Annotated in this window: 14 protein-coding genes and 2 pseudogenes; 7 read left to right on the top strand and 9 right to left on the bottom strand. The window is 61.5% G+C overall.

The genetic code is table 11. The annotated features are described in order from the left end of the window. Positions 1-196: 196 nt before the first annotated feature. Complete coding sequence (locus AC1MEK_RS27070; protein ID WP_480399318.1) at positions 197-763, bottom strand: DUF4946 domain-containing protein; 567 nt, start codon at positions 761-763, stop codon at positions 197-199. A 151-nt stretch (positions 764-914) separates the two neighbouring features. Here AC1MEK_RS27070 and gloA point away from each other — a divergent pair, with 151 nt between their 5' ends. After that, complete coding sequence (gene gloA, locus AC1MEK_RS27065) at positions 915-1,442, top strand: lactoylglutathione lyase (RefSeq protein WP_480399317.1); 528 nt, start codon at positions 915-917, stop codon at positions 1,440-1,442. A gap of 198 nt (positions 1,443-1,640) precedes the next feature. Here the strand turns inward: gloA and ahpF are convergent, their stop codons facing one another. Both ahpF and ahpC read right to left on the bottom strand, forming a co-directional pair. Then, positions 1,641-3,203 carry an alkyl hydroperoxide reductase subunit F gene (ahpF, locus tag AC1MEK_RS27060; RefSeq protein WP_480399316.1) on the bottom strand — a complete coding sequence of 521 codons (1,563 nt, stop codon included), beginning with the start codon at positions 3,201-3,203 and terminating at the stop codon, positions 1,641-1,643. Positions 3,204-3,342: 139 nt separating this feature from the next. Further along, positions 3,343-3,906, bottom strand: a complete 564-nt coding sequence (gene ahpC, locus AC1MEK_RS27055) for an alkyl hydroperoxide reductase subunit C (RefSeq protein WP_274130835.1) — start codon at positions 3,904-3,906, stop codon at positions 3,343-3,345. Positions 3,907-4,254: 348 nt separating this feature from the next. Between ahpC and AC1MEK_RS27050 the strand changes: the two genes are divergently transcribed. Next, positions 4,255-4,962 (top strand): DNA-binding protein, encoded by a 708-nt coding sequence (locus AC1MEK_RS27050; protein ID WP_480399315.1) that lies wholly within the window; start codon positions 4,255-4,257, stop codon positions 4,960-4,962. On the opposite strand, the pseudogene AC1MEK_RS27045 reads toward AC1MEK_RS27050, so the two are convergent. The 4 genes and pseudogenes from AC1MEK_RS27045 to galU form a co-directional block, all read right to left on the bottom strand. Then, a pseudogene (locus tag AC1MEK_RS27045) lies at positions 4,953-5,306 on the bottom strand (response regulator); the annotation flags it as partial. The gene AC1MEK_RS27050 and the pseudogene AC1MEK_RS27045 sit on opposite strands and share 10 nt — an antisense overlap. Before the next feature lie 72 nt (positions 5,307-5,378). Then, positions 5,379-6,674: pseudogene (locus AC1MEK_RS27040) on the bottom strand (hybrid sensor histidine kinase/response regulator); the annotation flags it as partial. Positions 6,675-6,757: 83 nt separating this feature from the next. Further along, positions 6,758-8,113, bottom strand: a complete 1,356-nt coding sequence (gene gorA / locus AC1MEK_RS27035) for a glutathione-disulfide reductase (protein ID WP_480399314.1) — start codon at positions 8,111-8,113, stop codon at positions 6,758-6,760. 163 nt (positions 8,114-8,276) lie between these two features. Next, positions 8,277-9,146, bottom strand: coding sequence for a UTP--glucose-1-phosphate uridylyltransferase GalU (galU, locus tag AC1MEK_RS27030; RefSeq protein WP_480399313.1), 870 nt, complete (start codon positions 9,144-9,146; stop codon positions 8,277-8,279). 360 nt (positions 9,147-9,506) lie between these two features. Here galU and AC1MEK_RS27025 point away from each other — a divergent pair, with 360 nt between their 5' ends. Together AC1MEK_RS27025 and AC1MEK_RS27020 are read left to right on the top strand one after the other, a co-directional pair. Beyond that, a complete protein-coding gene (locus AC1MEK_RS27025; RefSeq protein WP_480399312.1) occupies positions 9,507-9,689 on the top strand; it encodes a hypothetical protein in 183 nt (60 codons plus the stop codon). Positions 9,690-9,850: 161 nt separating this feature from the next. Next, on the top strand, positions 9,851-10,132 hold the full coding sequence (locus AC1MEK_RS27020; protein WP_480399311.1) for a hypothetical protein: 282 nt from the start codon (positions 9,851-9,853) through the stop codon (positions 10,130-10,132). A gap of 8 nt (positions 10,133-10,140) precedes the next feature. Here the strand turns inward: AC1MEK_RS27020 and AC1MEK_RS27015 are convergent, their stop codons facing one another. Further along, positions 10,141-10,497 carry a hypothetical protein gene (locus AC1MEK_RS27015; RefSeq protein ID WP_480399310.1) on the bottom strand — a complete coding sequence of 119 codons (357 nt, stop codon included), beginning with the start codon at positions 10,495-10,497 and terminating at the stop codon, positions 10,141-10,143. A gap of 171 nt (positions 10,498-10,668) precedes the next feature. Here AC1MEK_RS27015 and AC1MEK_RS27010 point away from each other — a divergent pair, with 171 nt between their 5' ends. From AC1MEK_RS27010 to alkB, 3 genes are all read left to right on the top strand, one after another. Next, complete coding sequence (locus tag AC1MEK_RS27010; RefSeq protein ID WP_480399309.1) at positions 10,669-10,977, top strand: DUF1883 domain-containing protein; 309 nt, start codon at positions 10,669-10,671, stop codon at positions 10,975-10,977. Between the two features lie 75 nt (positions 10,978-11,052). Further along, positions 11,053-11,232: a hypothetical protein gene (locus tag AC1MEK_RS27005; protein WP_480399308.1), complete on the top strand. Its 180-nt coding sequence runs from the start codon at positions 11,053-11,055 to the stop codon at positions 11,230-11,232. Positions 11,233-11,264: 32 nt separating this feature from the next. Continuing rightward, complete coding sequence (gene alkB, locus AC1MEK_RS27000; protein WP_480399382.1) at positions 11,265-11,942, top strand: DNA oxidative demethylase AlkB; 678 nt, start codon at positions 11,265-11,267, stop codon at positions 11,940-11,942. A gap of 118 nt (positions 11,943-12,060) precedes the next feature. On the opposite strand, the gene AC1MEK_RS26995 is transcribed toward alkB, so the two are convergent. After that, on the bottom strand, positions 12,061-13,881 hold the full coding sequence (locus AC1MEK_RS26995) for a glycoside hydrolase family 15 protein (RefSeq protein ID WP_480399307.1): 1,821 nt from the start codon (positions 13,879-13,881) through the stop codon (positions 12,061-12,063). Positions 13,882-13,927: the final 46 nt, after the last annotated feature.

Genomic DNA, 13,927 nt, shown 5'->3' with positions numbered 1-13,927 from the left:
ACAGACTATTGACGTCAAATGACGAGCGGTCAGCAAATATCGGGTTTATCTGCCCAAGGGAAGCGCTCTTCACGTTTTTTTCACAAGGATTTGTACAGGATGAAGACTGCTAAAGGATTAGCGCCCCACGCCCGCTTCGGCGGGCTTCTTTATGCCTGATGCCTGGAACTCGAGTGTCGAGTGGCGAGCGTTGCGCTCACGGCGCTACATTGAGTTTCAGGCTGTCGCGGATGCGCTGGACTTCATCCTTGTTGGCCGCGTAGCCGTCCGCAGACCCCGCGTAAGACAACGACCAGGCCGTCTCCTTGTTGGCAGCAGCCACCAGGGTCTGGGTCATAACGTGGGCGCCGTTCTGGGTGATGGTACACGTGGTTTCCATCGCCGGCACCTCGCTCAGGGTGCTTTCCTTCATGCGCGTGCACACGCTCTGAAAACCGCCGTGGACGAAATTGACCTGCACGGCCTTGCGCATCTCCAGGAGCACGCCTTCGACGTTCACTTCGTGGCCCGGCTGCAGGCGGGTCTGGGTCAACTCCACGACCATCGCCGGATCGCCATTGTCGTCGTTCTTCACCGCGCGCTGGCGCACCTGCACCGAGGGGCCCTGAGGGCTCGGCGGCGGAGTCGGCAGTGCTTCGACTTCCCAGTCGCTGGGCCAGACGATCATGGCGTCTGCGGCCAGCGCATGACCGCCACACAGCGTCAGAGCCAGGCCCGCCAGACCCACCCGAATCAGAGAAACCGCACGCAACCTGGAAACCATGACCAATACCCGAACCTTGAGCGGCGCAGTGTGGGCCTGTCATCGCGGCGGTACAAGCGCTGGCGCACGCTTTGTGCACATTTGCGGTTTGGCTCGGGCGCCGCGTCCCGTATCATTGTGCAACATTTACAGGACCTATCCGGAGCCATCCATGAGTCTGCAAGAACTGAACACCTTCCCGGGCGTGACCGCCCAGCCGGACGCCGCCACTGCGCAATTCGTGTTCAACCACACCATGCTGCGGGTCAAGGACATCACCGCGTCGCTGGATTTCTACACCCGCGTGCTGGGCTTCAGCCTGGTGGAGAAGCGCGACTTCCCTGAAGCCCAGTTCAGCCTGTACTTCCTGGCGCTGGTCGACAAGGCACAGATCCCAGCCGATGATGCCGCGCGCAATGTCTGGATGAAGGGCATTCCGGGCATTCTGGAGCTGACCCACAACCACGGCACCGAGAAGGACCCGGAATTTGCCTACCACAACGGCAACACGGATCCGCGCGGTTTTGGCCACATCTGTGTGTCGGTGCCTGACGTGCATGCCGCCTGCGCACGTTTCGAGGAGCTGGGCGTGGAGTTCCAGAAGCGCCTGAGCGACGGGCGCATGAAGAGCCTGGCGTTCATCAAGGACCCGGATGGCTACTGGGTCGAGATCATTCAGCCGACGCCGGTAGCTGAATAAGAAGCGCGAGCTTGCGAGCCTCACACCTGTGGGAGCCGGCTTGCTGGCGAATGCGGCGTGCCATGCAGTACAGCATCGAATGACACACCGCTTTCGCCAGCAAGCCGGCTCCCACAAGGAACATCGCGAAGCTGACACAAAAAAACCTCATGATCGCTCATGAGGTTTTTTGTTTTGCGCCGCCGTATCAGCCCGGCATCACGCCGGTGCGCTGATGCGGATCAGGTGGTCGAATGCGCTCAGCGATGCCTTGGCGCCCTCGCCCACCGCGATCACGATCTGCTTGTACGGCACGGTAGTGACGTCGCCCGCCGCGAAAATACCCGGAATCGAGGTTTCACCGCGGTTGTCGACCACGATCTCGCCACGGGGCGACAGCTCGATGGTGCCCTTGAGCCACTCGGTGTTGGGCAGCAGGCCGATCTGCACGAAGATCCCTTCCAGCTCGACGCTGATCTCTTCGTTGGTGACCCGGTTCTTGTAGCGCAGGCCGTTGACCTTCTGGCCGTCGCCGGTCACTTCGGTGGTCAGCGCGCTGGTCAGCACGGTCACGTTCGGCAGGCTGTGCAGCTTGCGTTGCAGCACGGCGTCGGCACGCAGCGAGCTGTCGAATTCCAGCAGGGTCACGTGAGACACGATGCCCGCCAGGTCGATGGCCGCCTCGACACCAGAGTTGCCGCCGCCGATCACCGCCACGCGCTTGCCCTTGAACAGCGGGCCGTCGCAGTGCGGGCAGTACGCCACGCCTTTGTTGCGGTATTGCTGCTCGCCCGGCACGTTCATTTCGCGCCAGCGGGCGCCGGTCGCCAGGATCACGGTCTTGCCTTTGAGCACGCCGCCGCTGGCGAATTTGACCTGATGCAGCTCGCCATCCTTGCCAGGAATCAGCTGATCGCCGCGCTGCAGGTTCATGATGTCGACTTCGTATTCCTTGACGTGCTCTTCAAGGGCCACGGCCAGTTTCGGGCCTTCGGTGTGCTGCACCGAGATGAAGTTCTCGATGGCCATGGTGTCCAGCACCTGGCCGCCGAAGCGCTCGGCGGCGACGCCGGTGCGGATGCCTTTGCGCGCCGCGTAGATCGCCGCAGCTGAACCGGCCGGGCCACCGCCGACCACCAGCACGTCGAAGGCGTCCTTGGCGTTGAGTTTCTCGGCCTGGCGATCACCGGCGCTGGTGTCGATCTTCGCCAGAATCTCTTCCAGGCCCATGCGGCCTTGGCCGAACAGTTCGCCGTTCAGGTAGATGCTCGGCACCGACATGATCTGACGGTCGGTGACTTCCTGCTGGAACAGGCCGCCTTCGATAGCCACGTGCTCGACGTTCGGGTTGAGCACGGCCAGCAGGTTCAGCGCCTGGACCACGTCCGGGCAGTTCTGGCAGGTCAGCGAGAAGTAGGTTTCGAACTTGAACTGGCCGCTCAGGGAGCGCGCCTGTTCGATGGTCTCCGCGCTGGCCTTGGACGGGTAGCCGCCCACTTGCAGCAATGCCAGTACCAGCGAGGTGAATTCGTGGCCCATGGGCAAGCCGGCAAAACGCAGCTTGATGTCCTGGCCCGGGCTGTTCAGGGCGAAGGATGGGGTGCGTGCGTCAGTGCCATTGGTGTTCAGGGTGATCTGGCTGGAGCTTGCAACGATGTCGTTGAGCAGGGCCAGCATCTCCTGGGATTTCGCGCCGTCATCGAGGGACGCGACGATATCGATCGGGCGAGTGATTCGCTCCAGGTACGATTTCAACTGGGCTTTGAGATTGGCGTCCAACATGATCGGCTTTCCTTTTCTACTGTTTCAGGTCTTCAAAAAAAAACGCCCAGGCGATGACCGCCCGGGCGTTTTTTGGGGGCGATGCGGCTTACGTGCTCAAGAGCTCATCGCTCCCGGTCCAGTCACGCGTGACATGGAGTTAGATCTTGCCAACCAGGTCCAGGGACGGAGCCAGAGTGGCCTCGCCTTCCTGCCATTTGGCTGGGCAGACTTCGCCCGGGTGAGCAGCGACGTACTGAGCAGCCTTGATCTTGCGCAGCAGCTCGGAAGCGTCACGGCCAACGCCGCCGTCGTTCAGCTCGACGATCTTGATCTGACCTTCAGGGTTGATCACGAAAGTACCGCGGTCAGCCAGGCCAGCTTCTTCGATCAGCACGTCGAAGTTGCGGGAGATGGTCAGGGTCGGGTCGCCGATCATGGTGTACTGGATTTTGCCGATGGCTGGCGAGGTGTTGTGCCAGGCAGCGTGGGCAAAGTGGGTGTCGGTGGAAACGGAGTAGATTTCTACGCCCAGCTTTTTGAAGGCTTCGTAGTTGTCAGCCAGGTCTTCCAGTTCGGTCGGGCAGACGAAGGTGAAGTCGGCTGGGTAGAAGAACACCACAGACCATTTGCCTTTGAGGTCAGCATCCGAGACGTCAACGAAAGAACCGTTTTTGAAAGCGGTGGCTTTGAACGGCTTGACTTGGCTGTTAATGATAGGCATCGGGTGGATCTCCTTAGGGTTGAATGAATCAGGTCATAAATTCGATAGGGAGGATCTTACGCACAATCACTGGCATCGGCTCATTGGCAAACCTGATGCCGGTAATTGGTTTTCGCTATAAGGGGACTCTATTAATAGAAGAAATCGCTTCATAGCAGTATTCGGTTACAGCATTGCGACGCACGTTCCGCGCAGCGCGGCTCCACACGCAAACCAATGCCCAGCCTACCCAGATCACACCCGGCACTTCAACCCGCAGCAGACATGAGGCGAAGAATGGCGCACAATGCGCGGCTTCAGTAGTACGTAATACTTAGTACGTACTCGTTACGAATCGATGGATTGTTTATGGCAAGAACCGGCATCAACAGAGCTGAAGTGCAGGCTGCGCGTAGTGCGATCATCGCCCGGGGCGAAAACCCCAGTATCGATGCAGTACGAATCGAGATGGGCAATACCGGGTCCAAGACCACCATCCACCGGCTGATGCGCGAGATCGACGCCGACCACAACGACGCCCCGGCCTCGGTTATCGATGAGGAGCTGACTGCTCTGGTGGCGCGACTGGCCCAGCGCCTGAAAGAGCAGTCCCGCGAACAGCTTGACCAGGCACAGGCCCGGCTGGATGCCGAGCGCAAGGCGATGCAGGAGCAATTGCAGGATACGCAGCGTCAATTGAACGAGCTGCGCGAGCGTCACGCGGCGCAGACCACGACACTGGGCAGCCAGACCGCCACCCTGCTGCAGACCCGCGAAGCACTGCAGAGCGAGCAGAAAGATAACGCGCGCCTGACACAAGCCGCCCAGGATGCCGCCACTCGCCTGCAGGACAAGGACGCGCAGATCCAGTCACTCAAGGAGCAGCATCTGGAAGCCCACGGCCAATGTGCGCTGCTCAAGGAGCGGGTACGCAATGCCAAGCTGGAAACCGAGAAGCTCAAGCAGCAGCTGACCGAACGCGATCAGCAGAACCGGGTGCTGGAGCTGATCCTGATCAAGACCGAACTGGCGCTGGAAAACCTCAAGGGCGAGAAGCCCGCCCCGCTTCAGGACTGATCGGCGCGCTCGATCAGGCCCCGCACCCGCTGCGCCAGGTCGTCGATGCTGAACGGCTTGGTCAGCATGTCCATGCCTTCCTCCAGCACCTCACCCTGGGCCAGCGCGTTGCCTGCGTAGCCGGTCATGAACAGCACCCGCAGGCGCGGCCGGTGCTGCCGGGCGATTTCCGCCAGCTGACGGCCGTTGAGCCCCGGCAGCCCGACATCGGTGACCAGCAGATCGATGCGCCCGCCATCCTGCAGGAACGGCAGTGCCGCGGGACCATCCGCCGCCACCTCGACGCGGTAACCCAGCTCGCGCAGCACGTCGACCACCAGCATGCGCACGTCCGGCTCGTCTTCTACCACCAGCACCCGCTCGCCCTGGCTGGCCCGTGGCGGCGCAGCGTCTTCGTCATCGACCCGCGAATCACCCGCAGACTCGAAGTGGCACGGCAGATACAGATCGATCCGCGTGCCCTGCCCTTCGGCGCTGTCGATCAGCACCTGGCCTCCAGTCTGATTGATGAAACCGTAGACCATCGACAGCCCGAGACCTGTACCCTGGCCGATAGGTTTGGTGGTGAAGAACGGATCGAACGCCTTGGCGATGACCTGCGCCGACATGCCAACACCGGTGTCCTGCACCCGCAGGCGCACATAATCACCCGGCGCCAGCGCGTCGTGCAGCACCGCCACGTGCACGACTTCGGTCTGGATTAGCAGCCGCCCGCCATCCGGCATGGCGTCCCGGGCATTGATCACCAGATTGAGCAGCGCGTTTTCCAGCTGATGCTCGTCGGTATGGGTCAGGCGCAGCGCGTTGTTAAGGTCGATTTCCAGCTCGATGCTTTCGCCGGTGGTGCGGCGCAGCAACTCCTCCATGGACATCACCATGCGGTTGATATCCACCGGCTGGGTGTTGAGCGACTGACGCCGGGCAAAGGCCAGCAACCGGTGGGTCAGCGACGCGGCACGATTGGCCGAGCTCATGGCCGCATCGATGTAACGGTCGATCTCGGACACCCGCCCGGCTGCGACGCGGCGCTGAATCAAGTCCAATGCGCCCAGCACGCCAGTGAGCATGTTGTTGAAGTCGTGGGCGATGCCGCCGGTCAACTGGCCGATGGCGTCCATCTTCTGCGCATGGCGCAGCGCCTCTTCCGCCTGGGCGCGCTCGCTGATTTCCACTTGCAGGCGCTCGTTGATCTCGGCCAGCTCACGGGTACGCTCGGCCACCCGCCGCTCCAGGCTTTCATTGAGCTCGCGCAACGCGTCCTCGGCCTTGACCTGCGCCGTGATGTCGGTGCTGGTGCCGAGCCAATAGGTGATATTGCCCTGGGTATCGCGAATGGGCAGCGCACGGCAGAGGAACCAGCGATACAGGCCGTCATTGCCACGCAGCGGAAAGGTGTCTTCCCAGATCGAGCCGGTGGCAAAGCATCGCCGCATCCGCGCATCGACCCGCTCCAGGTGATCGGGGTGGTGCAGCGAGCGCCAGCCCAGCGCCATCATCGCCTCATGGGAGGTGCCGGTGTAGCTGTACCAGCGAGCGTTGTACCAGTAGATGCGCCCACTCGGATCGGCAATCCAGGCCAGCTGGCTCATGTTGTCGGCCAAGGTACGAAACTGGCGCTCACTTTCGCGCACTGCCTGGGCCTGCTCGGCGCTTTGCTCGCCAGGTTCTGCGGGATTCAGAGGCATGGATGCCGAAAAACTCTTTCTGGTCAAAAACTGGGTCCATCCCTGTCAAACATGATCAGCCCGGCCCCCATCCATGGGGCCGGACCCATTACCTTGATGCCGTCAGCCGATCAGCGAGTGGCCGTGCGCATGGTGACGAACTCTTCGGCGGCGGTCGGGTGCACGCCGATGGTGTCGTCGAAAATCTGCTTGGTCGCCCCAGCCTTCAGCGCAATGGCCAGGCTCTGAACGATCTCGCCAGCGTCCGGCCCCACCATGTGGCAGCCCAAGACGCGGTCGGTCTGCTTGTCGACCACCAGCTTCATCAGGGTGCGTTCCTGGTTGTCGGTCAGGGTCAACTTCATCGGGCGGAACGTGCTTTCGAAGATCTGCACATCGAAGCCCTCCTTCTTCGCTTCCTCTTCGGTCAGGCCCACGGTGCCGATGTTCGGCAGGCTGAACACGGCCGTTGCGATGTGCCGGTAATCCACGGGACGGTACTGCTCAGGCTTGAACAGACGGCGGGCGACCGCCATGCCTTCGGCCAGCGCCACGGGGGTCAATTGGACACGTCCGATCACATCGCCCACGGCGATGATCGACGGCTCGGTGGTCTGGTAGTTGTCGTCGACCTTGATGAAGCCCTTGTCGTCGAGTTCGACATTGACCGTTTCCAGCCCCAGGTTATCCAGCATCGGACGCCGACCCGTGGCATAGAACACGCAATCAGTGTTGAAAGAGGTGCCGTCATTGAGCGCCAATTGCAGCGTCCCGTCGGCGAGCTTTTCGATGCTGTCGATCTCGGTCTTGAAGCGGATATCCATGCCACGCTTGGCCAGCTCTTCGTGCAGGTGCGTGCGCAGGCTGCCGTCAAAACCGCGCAGGAACAGCTCGCCGCGATACATCAGCGAAACGTCCGAACCCATGCCATTGAAGATCGAAGCGAACTCGACTGCGATATACCCGCCGCCCACCACCACCACGCGCTTGGGCAGTTGCTCCAGGAAGAACGCTTCCTGGGAAGTGATGGCATGCTCGCGACCTGGAATCTCCGGCACCTGCGGCCAGCCACCGGTGGCGATCATGATGCGCTCGGCGGTGTGCACCTGACCGTTGATCTCGACCTCATGAGGGCCGCGCAATTTCGCATGCCCTTCCATCAGCGTCACGCCACTGTTGGCCAGCAGCTTGCGATAGATGCCGTTGAGGCGCTGAATTTCCTGATTCTTGTTGGCGATCAAGGTCGACCAGTCAAATTCGGCCTCGCCTGCCGACCAGCCGAAGCTCCTGGCGTTTTCAAAGTCTTCGGCGAAATGGGCCCCGTACACCAGCAATTTCTTGGGGACGCAGCCGACGTTGACGCAGGTCCCGCCCAGGTAACGGCTTTCGGCAACCGCCACGCGCGCGCCGAAGCCTGCACTGAAACGGGCAGCACGGACGCCGCCAGACCCGGCACCGATGACGAAAAGGTCGAAGTCGTAGCTCATGTGTTTATCCTTGGCAGGCATGAATAAGTGCGAGTTCACAGCGAATCGCAACGCTGGCCGGGCCAGCAAAAGAGCCTAAGCATAACCGCTCCAGCGCACCGGGCAAGGGCCGGCAGCCAGAAACGAAAAAGCCACCCGAAGGTGGCTTTTTGCTTTGCTACAGTTACTTGGCTTTTTTCGGTGCAGTCACCGGATCCAGCGAAGTGCCTGTCTTGTAGAAGTGTTCGAAGCAGAAGTTGGTCGCTTCGACGTAGCCTTCGGCGCTACCGCAGTCGAAACGCTGGCCCTTGAACTTGTACGCCAGCACGTCGCCTTTGGCGGCCTGCTTCATCAGGGCGTCAGTGATCTGGATTTCGCCGCCCTTGCCTGGCTCGGTCTCTTCGATCAGCTTGAAGATGTCCGGGGTCAGGATGTAACGGCCGATGATCGCCAGGTTCGACGGTGCGTCTTCCGGTTTTGGCTTCTCGACCATGTGCGAGACGCGGATCAGGCCAGGCTTGATCTCTTCACCGGCGATCACGCCGTACTTGTTGGTTTCGTTCGGGTCGACTTCCTGGATCGCCACGATCGAGCACTTGTACTTCTTGTACAGCTCGACCATCTGCGCCAGCACGCCGTCGCCTTCCAGGTTCACGCACAGGTCGTCCGCCAACACCACGGCGAACGGCTCGTCACCAATCAGCGGACGGCCGCTGAGAATGGCATGGCCCAGACCTTTCATTTCGGTCTGGCGAGTGTAGGAAAAGCTGCACTCATCGATCAGTTGACGGATGCCGACCAGGTATTTTTCCTTGTCGGTGCCCTTGATCTGGTGCTCCAGCTCGTAGCTGATGTCGAAATGGTCTTCCAGGGCGCGCTTACCGCGACCGGTGACGATGGAAATTTCATTCAGACCCGCAGTCAGTGCTTCTTCCACGCCGTACTGGATCAGTGGCTTGTTGACAACTGCCAGCATCTCTTTGGGCATGGCTTTGGTCGCTGGCAAGAAGCGAGTGCCGTAACCGGCTGCAGGGAACAAGCATTTCTTGATCATATAAGTCCTTGATGGGGCTGGGGTGTTGCGGCGCAGTCTAATCAGGCGGCGATAACCTTACAATGCCCCCGACACTGGCCGTTTGCTGACTTGGTAGAGGAACGGATGCGCAGATAGTTCCGCGCGCGTCCCGGATTTGCGACCACCGTGTGTCCGCGTGCTGTCATTGGACAGTTCGCAAACGTTTTACCGCTCGGTGATCGCCTGTTGTCCTTCACATCATCCGTACGAGGACATCCGATTCCTCGAAACGACCGTGCGATGACTGGAGCAAGCGTAGCCGGATTCACTCGATTGCGTAGGAAAAATGCCCGATTGCGCCGTATCATGGCGGCCTGAATCCATGATCGAGAGAGATCGATGTCGCAAGTCAAAGTGGTAAACGGGTACGAGATCAAGAAACTGCACGACGGTTGGTGGCTGATCGGCCATGACGGCGAACAGGTTGCCGGCCCCTTCCCCAGCGAAAGCAGCGCAGTGGAAGTCGCCTCGGTGTTCGAAGACAGCGCCGCCCCTGCCCGCCGCTCGCAGAAGAAGCCCTGAGCGACGTTCAACGGGTTCAGCCCCGGCGTTATGGGGGCTGGACCGCTGAAAAGTTTCAGTGATGCCGGAACGATGGCACCGTCCGCCAGTCTTAGCAGAGCCATGCGCACACCCTGTGCGCACCCAGGCATTCTCTGGCCCTCATCGTGAAGCATCCGAAAATGATCAAGATCCTGTCCGTCATCGCTGTTCTGGGCCTGACCGGTTGCGCGACCGCGCAAAGCACTTACCTCAAAGATGGCAAACAGGCGCTGAGCATCGATTGCTCGGGCGAAGCCATGTCGTGGGCGGCCTGCTATGAAAAGGCCGAGGCGTCCTGCGCGGGCACCGGCTACAACATCGTCAGCACCAACGGCACCCCGCAACCCAAGGATGCCGACAAGACCCTAGGCGTGGATGTCGGCAATTACAAGACCCGCAGCGTGCTGGTGACCTGCAAATAAAGCCGCGATCACTCACCGGAAATGCACGCGTTGACCGCGTGCTGGATGTCCTTGGGCCGCAGCGGATTGTTGCCGCCGTCCTCGAACAGTTTGATGGCGCTGCCGCCGGAGCGTTTTTCGATGTCGACGATCGCCGTCGGCGTGCCACTGGAGAACTTACGCGGCACGATCACCCGCATGCCTTCCTTGTGCGGTTCGATCTGTGGCGGATTGCGGCTGTCGGTGATCCTGGCCACGAAGCAGTCGGCATATTCCTGTGGGGACTTGCCGGACATCACGTTCATGGTCGGCGGCGTATGCTCGATGTCCGCCACCGAGGCACAACCGGTCATCGCCAAGGCCAAAACAACAACAGCCAGTTTCATACAATCCCTCCAATAAAGCTGCTACGACAAGCCGGGGTCCGATTAAATCCCCGCCGCTTGTACTTTATTTGACGACCCGCTTGCCGTTCGGCACTCGCGCGGCGAGCATCGACCGGGCCTGGCGTGATATCGTTTCAGGTTTTCAAGCAGGCCCTGTTCCCGGAGACACCCATGAAATTCGTACACCAGCGCGAGCACCTCAACGAAGACGACATGGTCGTCATCGAGTGCTCCCAGCTCTGCAACATCCGCCTGATGAGCGACGCGAATTTCCGCAGCTTCAAGAACGGCGGGCGCCACACCTACCACGGCGGCGCATTCGATCGCTTCCCGGCGAAGATCACCGTGCCTAGCACCGGCTTCTGGAACATCACCATCGACACCGCCGGACGCAAAATGGACAGCCATGGCAACGGCCGCAAGACCACCTTCACCCATTCGATCAAGATCGTGCGCCGCACCTCGTCGCGCCTGAGCTGAGCCTTTCATTAAACCCCGACGCGTGTGAAAGCTTCGTTCAGCACCGCGCGCAAGACACCTGCCAAGGATTCAACCGTGAGCAACCAAGCCCCCGTGGTCAAATACGCCATCAGCTACAAACTCAACGGCGAGCGCCGCTTCGAGTTCGCCCTGCTGCAATCGCCGTCCGCTGATGAGGCCCTGGCCGCCCTGCAGAAGATGCACGGCGACAGCGGCGATGTGATCAGCGACGTCAAGGTCAGCAAGGCGCTCTAAGCCAACCCGCCCCACTCAGGCATGCCGCGATGATGCAACGCAAAGGCACCACCCCCGCCACCCTGGACCTGTTCGCCGACGACAGCCCGCAGCCGCCGTCGACCGAACAGATCGGCGAGCAGGCCTTTGTCTTTCGTGGTTTCGCCCTGCCCCTGGTGGACCGCCTGCTGCCCGCGCTGGAATCGGTGCTGACCCAGGCGCCCTTTCGCAACATGGTGACGCCTGGCGGTTACACCATGTCGGTAGCGCTGAGCAGTTGCGGCGAGTTTGGCTGGACCACCGACCGCAACGGCTACCTGTACAGCCCCATCGACCCGCAGACCGGCCAACGCTGGCCCGCCATGCCCACCGTGTTTCTGGCACTGGCGCGGGATGCAGCGATGGCGGCGGGATTTGCCGACTTCGAGCCGGATGCCTGCCTGATCAACCGTTACATCCCCGGCGCGAAACTGGCTTTGCATCAGGACAAGGACGAACGCGATCACCACTGGCCAGTGGTTTCGGTGTCATTGGGCATCCCGGCGATGTTCCTGTTCGGCGGCCACGTCCGCGGTGATGCGACTCAGAAGGTGCCGCTGTTTCACGGCGACGTGGTGGTCTGGGGCGGCGTCGACCGCCTGCGCTATCACGGCGTGATGCCGATCAAACAGGCGCAGCATCCGCAGTTGGGTGAGCAGCGGATCAATTTCACGTTTCGCAAGGCGCACTAATTCGGTATTGCCCAAGCCTGTGGGAGCCGGCTTGCTGGCGAACGCGGTGTGTCATTCAACACATCATCGTTTGACCCACCGCATTCGCCAGCAAGCCGGCTCCCACAATTACAGAGTCCTATTCGACAACCGCATCCTGCTGCGCCGCCCGCGCCTTGACCGGGCACACCGCCCGATGCAGATTCAACGCCGTGTTGATGATGCCGATATGGCTGAACGCCTGCGGGAAGTTGCCGAGCATGCGCCCCGCACGCGGGTCGAACTGCTCGGACAGCAAGCCGACGTCGTTGCACAGGCCGCACAGGCGATCGAACAGCGCAGCGGCCTCTTCTTCGCGCCCTTGTAGCACGTAGACATCCGCCAGCCAGAACGAGCAGACCAGGAACGTCCCTTCGCTGCCCGACACACCGTCCACGCTGCGCTCGCTGTCGTAACGCAACAACAAGCCATCTTGCATCAGCGCCTTTTCCACCTGCGCCACCGTGCCCGTAACCCGCGGATCGTCAATCGGCAGGAAACCGGTCAGGGCGATCTGCAACAGGCTGGCGTCCATTTCCTTGCCGCCGTAGGTCTGCACAAAGCTGCCCAACTCGGCGTCGTAGCCTCTGGCGCAGACATCGGCATGAATCGCGTCGGCCACCTCGCGATAATGCCGCCCGCGCTCGCGATCCTCCGGGTTGTCGCTCTGCGCCAGTACACCGGCATTGCGGTCGAACGATACCCAAGCCATGACCTTGGAGTGGGTGAAATGCCGGGGCTCGGAGCGGATCTCCCAGATGCCGGCATCGGGCTTGCGCCACACGCTCTCCAGAAACGGCATGATGACCTTCTGGATTTCAGTGCTGCGCGGCAAGCGCGGCAGCCCGCATTTCAGGGCTTGGGTCATGGCATCCGCCACTTCACCGTAGACGTCCAGTTGCATCTGGGTGGCGGCCTCGTTGCCGATCCGCACCGGGCGCGAGTGCTCGTACCCGGCGAGCCAGCCCAGTTCGTATTCCGGCAAGCGTCGCTCGCCACCCAGGCCATACATGATCTGCACCTGCTCCGGATTGCCCGCCACCGAGCGCAGCAGCCAGTTGCGCCAGGCCGTGGCTTCATCGAAGTAGCCCAGGTTCATGAAGGCCAGCAAGGTCATGGTCGCATCGCGCAGCCAGCAGAAGCGGTAGTCCCAGTTGCGCTCGCCGCCCAGCTGCTCAGGCAAGGAAGTGGTCACCGCCGCGACAATCCCGCCCGTGGGTGCGTAAGTCATCGCCTTGAGGGTGATCAGCGAGCGCTTGACCTGAGCCGACCACGGCCCGACATCCGGGCAGCGATCGGAAAACTCGCGCCAGAAGGCTTCGGTCTGTTCCAGGGCGCGTTCGCAATCGAAGCCTTTACGCACCGGCTCATGGGACGCCTGCCACGTCAGGCCGAAGCCCAGACGCTGGCCGGCCTTCACCGTGAACAGGCTTTCGGTGTGGTGATCCATCGGATGCAGCTCGGCCGGTGTGCGCAACACCAGCATTTCCGGGCCGGCCACGGCGGTCATGGTGTGCGGATCGCGCTTCTCGACCCAGGGCACGGTGCTGCCGTAATCGAAGCGGATGGCCAGGTCCATGCCGAACTCGACCGTGCCTTCCAGGCCCACGACCATGCGCACCACGCTGTTGTCGACGGCCATCGGCATGAAGTCGATGAGCACCGCGCGACCGGTGTCGGTGGTGAACAGGGTTTCGAGAATCAGCGTGCCATCACGGTAACGGCGAGTGATGCGGCATTCGGCATCTTTTTGCGGGGCGATTTTCCAGCGACCGTTGTCGCTGTCACCCAACAGCGCGGCAAAGCAGGCAGGGGCGTCGAAACGCGGGAAACACAACCAGTCCAGCGACCCGTCGCGGGCCACCAGCGCTGCGGTGCGGCAGTTGCCGAGCAGCGCGTAGTCTTCGATCGATACAGCCATAAGGTGCTTGTCCTTCTGGTGTGCGCCTTCACAACCCGACTCACTG

The sequence above is a fragment of the Pseudomonas sp. 2 genome (assembly GCF_056627435.1).
Note: the sequence above shows the minus strand (reverse complement) of the source record. Positions and strands in the feature narration are given on the sequence as shown.

What these genes read in the sequence shown, in the direction of transcription:
- AC1MEK_RS27050 (WP_480399315.1), top strand. Translation starts at nt 4,255, where the DNA reads ATGGCAAGAACCGGCATCAACAGAGCTGAAGTGCAGGCTGCGCGTAGT.
- galU (WP_480399313.1), bottom strand. Translation starts at nt 9,146, where the DNA reads ATGATCAAGAAATGCTTGTTCCCTGCAGCCGGTTACGGCACTCGCTTC.
- AC1MEK_RS26995 (WP_480399307.1), bottom strand. Translation starts at nt 13,881, where the DNA reads ATGGCTGTATCGATCGAAGACTACGCGCTGCTCGGCAACTGCCGCACC.
- AC1MEK_RS27015 (WP_480399310.1), bottom strand. Translation starts at nt 10,497, where the DNA reads ATGAAACTGGCTGTTGTTGTTTTGGCCTTGGCGATGACCGGTTGTGCC.
- AC1MEK_RS27070 (WP_480399318.1), bottom strand. Translation starts at nt 763, where the DNA reads ATGGTTTCCAGGTTGCGTGCGGTTTCTCTGATTCGGGTGGGTCTGGCG.
- ahpF (WP_480399316.1), bottom strand. Translation starts at nt 3,203, where the DNA reads ATGTTGGACGCCAATCTCAAAGCCCAGTTGAAATCGTACCTGGAGCGA.
- gorA (WP_480399314.1), bottom strand. Translation starts at nt 8,113, where the DNA reads ATGAGCTACGACTTCGACCTTTTCGTCATCGGTGCCGGGTCTGGCGGC.
- AC1MEK_RS27010 (WP_480399309.1), top strand. Translation starts at nt 10,669, where the DNA reads ATGAAATTCGTACACCAGCGCGAGCACCTCAACGAAGACGACATGGTC.
- alkB (WP_480399382.1), top strand. Translation starts at nt 11,265, where the DNA reads ATGCAACGCAAAGGCACCACCCCCGCCACCCTGGACCTGTTCGCCGAC.
- gloA (WP_480399317.1), top strand. Translation starts at nt 915, where the DNA reads ATGAGTCTGCAAGAACTGAACACCTTCCCGGGCGTGACCGCCCAGCCG.
- AC1MEK_RS27025 (WP_480399312.1), top strand. Translation starts at nt 9,507, where the DNA reads ATGTCGCAAGTCAAAGTGGTAAACGGGTACGAGATCAAGAAACTGCAC.
- AC1MEK_RS27020 (WP_480399311.1), top strand. Translation starts at nt 9,851, where the DNA reads ATGATCAAGATCCTGTCCGTCATCGCTGTTCTGGGCCTGACCGGTTGC.
- ahpC (WP_274130835.1), bottom strand. Translation starts at nt 3,906, where the DNA reads ATGCCTATCATTAACAGCCAAGTCAAGCCGTTCAAAGCCACCGCTTTC.